Genomic DNA, 3,797 nt, shown 5'->3' on the forward strand with positions numbered 1-3,797 from the left:
TTCGGGGACGACGCGGCGGGGGCCGGGGCGGCGGCGCGGGCGCGCGAGACGGCGTCGCGGTTCTCCAGCCGCTCCAGGCGCTCGATCAGCGACGACTGGGCCGCGCGCAGCGTGCGCACCTCAGCCTCCAGCCGGCCCACTTCCGTCTGCGAAGCAGCGGTGGTGGCACAGGCGGTCGGCGCGGACAGCGCGACGGCGGCAAACAGGCGGAAGAGGAAGGGACGCACCGGCACGAGCCTGGACGGAGGGAATTCCAGGTCGAGGATAGGAAGGCCGGTCGGAGACCGTCAAGAAAACGACCCCGGCGGGCCTCCGCTAGAAGCGGTGCAGCACGAAGTTGAGGTGCCGCCCTGTGCGCCCCGCGTCCCGGCGGTGGGAGAAGAACCGCTCTGGATCACACGCCGTACAGGCCTGTAGCACGTCCACCTGCTCCGGCTTCAGGCCCGCCTTTGTGAGGGACGACTTCACCGCGAGTGGAAGATCCAGGTGCGGCCTGGCTCCCGCGCGGACGACGTCCGGACCAAAGCGTGCGCGGAAGCGGTCGCCCAGCTCCGGGGAGACCTCGTAGCAGCACGCCTGGATGCAGGGGCCCACCGCCGCGAGCAGGTCCTCCGGCCGGCTGCCCCTCGCCACCAGCGCCTCCACCGTGCGGGCGCTGATCTCCAGGTCCGTGCCCTTCCATCCGGAGTGCACCGCCGCCACGCGCCGGGCTCGCGGATCCACGATCAGCACCGGCACGCAGTCCGCGGTGCCCACCGCCACCCAGCTGCCCTCCCCTTCCGTCCACAGCGCGTCCGCCTCACCCAGCGTGGGGCGCAGCACGTCGTCGGCTTCGCCGCGAGCCTCCAGCACCGTGTCGCCGTGTACCTGGGACACCCGGCAGAGCGAGCCCAGAAGCGCGCCCGCGGCCTGGGCCAGCCGGCGGTGGTTCTCCTCCACGTGGGGACGTTCGTCGCCCACGGAGAAGCCCAGGTTGAGGGACGCGTAGGGCCCCTCGGACACCCCACCCGCGCGCGTGGCGAAGCCGTGGGGCACCGGCAGCAGCGCGGAGGTGAGGAACACGGACGGGGTCATGGGCGGAACTCCTCTTTCCGGACGCGGTCTTCGGGACTACCGCCACCGTGCCACGGGTACAGCCCGTGAAAACAGGAACATGCCGAGGAACAACACCCCCATTTCAATATTTCGACACCAGTACGTTTGACAGGGCGTGTCATGCCCCTGACAATTTTGAACACTCCGTCACTCGCGGACAGAACGCGAATGCACGAAGCACACTGCGCCCCGCACATGGCCCTCGGTTCCGAGACGATTGGCAGGAAGCTCTTGTGGAGCATCGCGCTGCCCGGGTTGGTGGTGGCGCTCCTGGGCGTGGGGCACTTCTCGCGCGAAGCCCGGCAGGCGGTGCGTGAAGGCACGCACCTGGAGGCGCTCGCGTTGGCGGAGGCCGTGGCCTCCACCTTCACGCTGCCGCAGGCGCCGGGCGCGGCACCGCATGGCGCGGTCGCGGACGTGCTGTCGTCGGACACGCGGCTGTTCCGCTCCGTGGAGGACCTGCGGGTCCTGACGCCGGACGGGCGCATCCGGTGGAGCAGGCGGCCTGCCGAGCAGGGCCATCCGCACCCGGAGGCCGCGCGGCTGTCCGCGACGGGGCCGGAGACAGCGCGCTCCAGCGACCACGGCACGGAGGTGGTGCGGCCCCTGGGCGGTCCGGAGTGCTCCGGCTGTCACACCGGCGAAGCCGCGCAGCGCATGGGCGTCCTGCAGGTGCGCATGGGCGAGCCCGCGCTGACCCGCCAGCTCCAGACGGTGTTCCAGGACGCGCTGGGCGCGATGGTGCTCTTCGTGGGCATCCTGGGGCTCGTCACGTGGCTGTCCCTGCGCTTCGTGCTCACCGCGCCGCTCAAGCGGCTGAGCGAGGCCATGGGCCGCGCGGCCGACGGCGACCTGCTGGTGCGCGCGGAGGCCCGGAGCACGGACGAGATTTCCCGGCTGGGCGCGGCCTTCAACCAGATGCTCGCGCGGCTCACCTCCATGAAGGTGGAGGAGATCGACACGCACCGAGACCTGCAGCTGGTGAAGGAGAAGCTGGCGCTGAAGGACGAGCTGGAGGAGCGCCTGACGGAGCTGTCGCTGCTGTTCGACGTGGCCCGCTCGCTCAACACCACGCTGGAGCTGGACGAGCTCCTGTCGCGCATCACCCGCCTGGTGGTGGAGCGGCTGCACATCCCGGACTTCTCCATCATGCTCCTCAACGAGGAGGGCATGCTGGAGGTGAAGCACGCGTGGCCGCAGGGCCGGGGCCTGGAGGGCCACACCTTCGCCATGGGCGAGGGCGCGTGCGGCCGGGCCGCCCAGACGCGCAAGGCCGTGTACCTGCCGGACCTGACGGACAGCACCAGCATCTTCGCGCGGCGCGGGCTGCGCGGCGGCTCGGAGCACGGTTCGCTGCTGGCGGTGCCCATGGTGCACGCGGACACGCTCCTGGGCGTCATCAACTTCCAGCGCCCGGAGACGGCGAGCATCTCCGCGGAGGAGATCGAGCTCTTCACCGCGGTGGCGGATCAGGCCGCGACGGCGGTGACGAACGCGCGCCTGCACGCGGAGACGGTGAAGCTCACGCTGACGGACGCGCTCACGGGCGTGCCCAACCGCCGCCACCTCTTCCAGCGGCTGGACCTGGAGCTCGCGCGAGCCCAGCGCTTCGGCGTGCCGCTGGCGCTGCTGATGGTGGACGTGGACCACTTCAAGCGGCTCAACGACCTGGCCGGCCACCGCGCCGGAGACGAGACGCTGCGCCGGGTCTCCGACGTGCTCCGGACCCGCGCGAGGAAGGTGGACACGCTGGGGCGCTACGGCGGCGAGGAGTTCGTGCTGCTGCTGCCTCAGGTGTCCAAGGCCACGGCGGTGGAGGTGGCGGAGACGCTGCGCCGCGCGGTGGCGGACTCCGTCACGCTCAGCCGTCCGGGGCTGCCCGGAGGCCACGTCACGGTGTCCATCGGCGTCTCGCACTTCCCCACGGACGCGTCGGCGCAGGACATGCTGGTGGATTGCGCGGACTCGGCGCTCTATTGCAGCAAGCGGACAGGCCGCAACCGGGTGACGGCGTTCGAGGCCGGCATGGAGCTCCACCCCGGACGCGAGCGCAGCATCAGCGCGCCGCCCTCGGACGCGCCCTCCACGCCGCCCGCGCCCTCCGGCATCGCGAAGGCCTGAGCGCGGGGCGCCAGGGCGCCCTGCCCGGCGCTACCGCTGCACGAGCGTGCGGACCACGGGGAGCATCAGGTCCGCCCACTCCTCGTAGCCCACCGCGGACGGGTGGAAGCCATCCGAGCAGAAGAAGTCCGGGCGCCGGGGGATCATCTCCCGGCTGGCGGTGAACAGGTCCACCAGGTGCAGCCCGTGCGCGCGGGCCACGGAGGCGATGGCCTGGTTGAACGGCTCGATGCGCCCTTCATACAGCGCGCTGGGCACCATCTTCGCCACCGGCGCGAGCGCCATGTCCGCCAGGTTCACCACCACCATGGACGCGCCGGTCTGCTTCAGCCGCCGGGCGATGCGGTCCAGGTCGTCCTGGAACTCCGCCACCTCGGTGCCGCGCCAGATGTCGTTGGTGCCCACGCCCAGGGTGATGAGCGTGGGCTGCAACGCGATGACGCGCTTGAGGGCGTTGTTGACGATGTCGCGCACGCGCGCGCCGCTCTGCCCCAGGTTGGTATGGCCCACGGGCAGGCCGTCCTTGCGGAGGCGGGAGGCGAGCCGGTCGGGATAGCCCCCGCCCTGCGACGCCCCCACCC

General features: G+C 71.7%; 3 protein-coding genes and 1 pseudogene. 1 reads left to right on the plus strand and 3 read right to left on the minus strand.

All coding sequences use genetic code 11. From position 1 onward, the window contains the following. Both D7V77_RS40830 and pgeF read right to left on the minus strand, forming a co-directional pair. Nucleotides 1–227 (minus strand): annotated as a pseudogene (locus D7V77_RS40830) (hypothetical protein); the annotation flags it as partial. Between the two features lie 88 nt (nt 228–315). Next, on the minus strand, nt 316–1,074 hold the full coding sequence (gene pgeF / locus D7V77_RS40835; RefSeq protein WP_120581575.1) for a peptidoglycan editing factor PgeF: 759 nt from the start codon (nt 1,072–1,074) through the stop codon (nt 316–318). A 216-nt stretch (nt 1,075–1,290) separates the two neighbouring features. Between pgeF and D7V77_RS40840 the strand changes: the two genes are divergently transcribed. Next, entirely contained in the window at nt 1,291–3,216 is a 1,926-nt protein-coding gene (locus D7V77_RS40840) for a diguanylate cyclase (protein ID WP_120581576.1), read from the plus strand. Between the two features lie 30 nt (nt 3,217–3,246). Here D7V77_RS40840 and D7V77_RS40845 read toward each other — a convergent pair whose 3' ends face one another. Further along, the gene (locus D7V77_RS40845; protein ID WP_233597538.1) at nt 3,247–3,795 is read right to left on the minus strand and encodes an SGNH/GDSL hydrolase family protein; all 549 of its coding nucleotides are present in this window, start codon (nt 3,793–3,795) and stop codon (nt 3,247–3,249) included. Between the last annotated feature and the right edge of the window lie 2 nt (nt 3,796–3,797).

It is taken from the genome of Corallococcus sp. CA041A (assembly GCF_003612075.1).
In the GTDB taxonomy this organism is placed as follows: domain Bacteria; phylum Myxococcota; class Myxococcia; order Myxococcales; family Myxococcaceae; genus Corallococcus; species Corallococcus exiguus.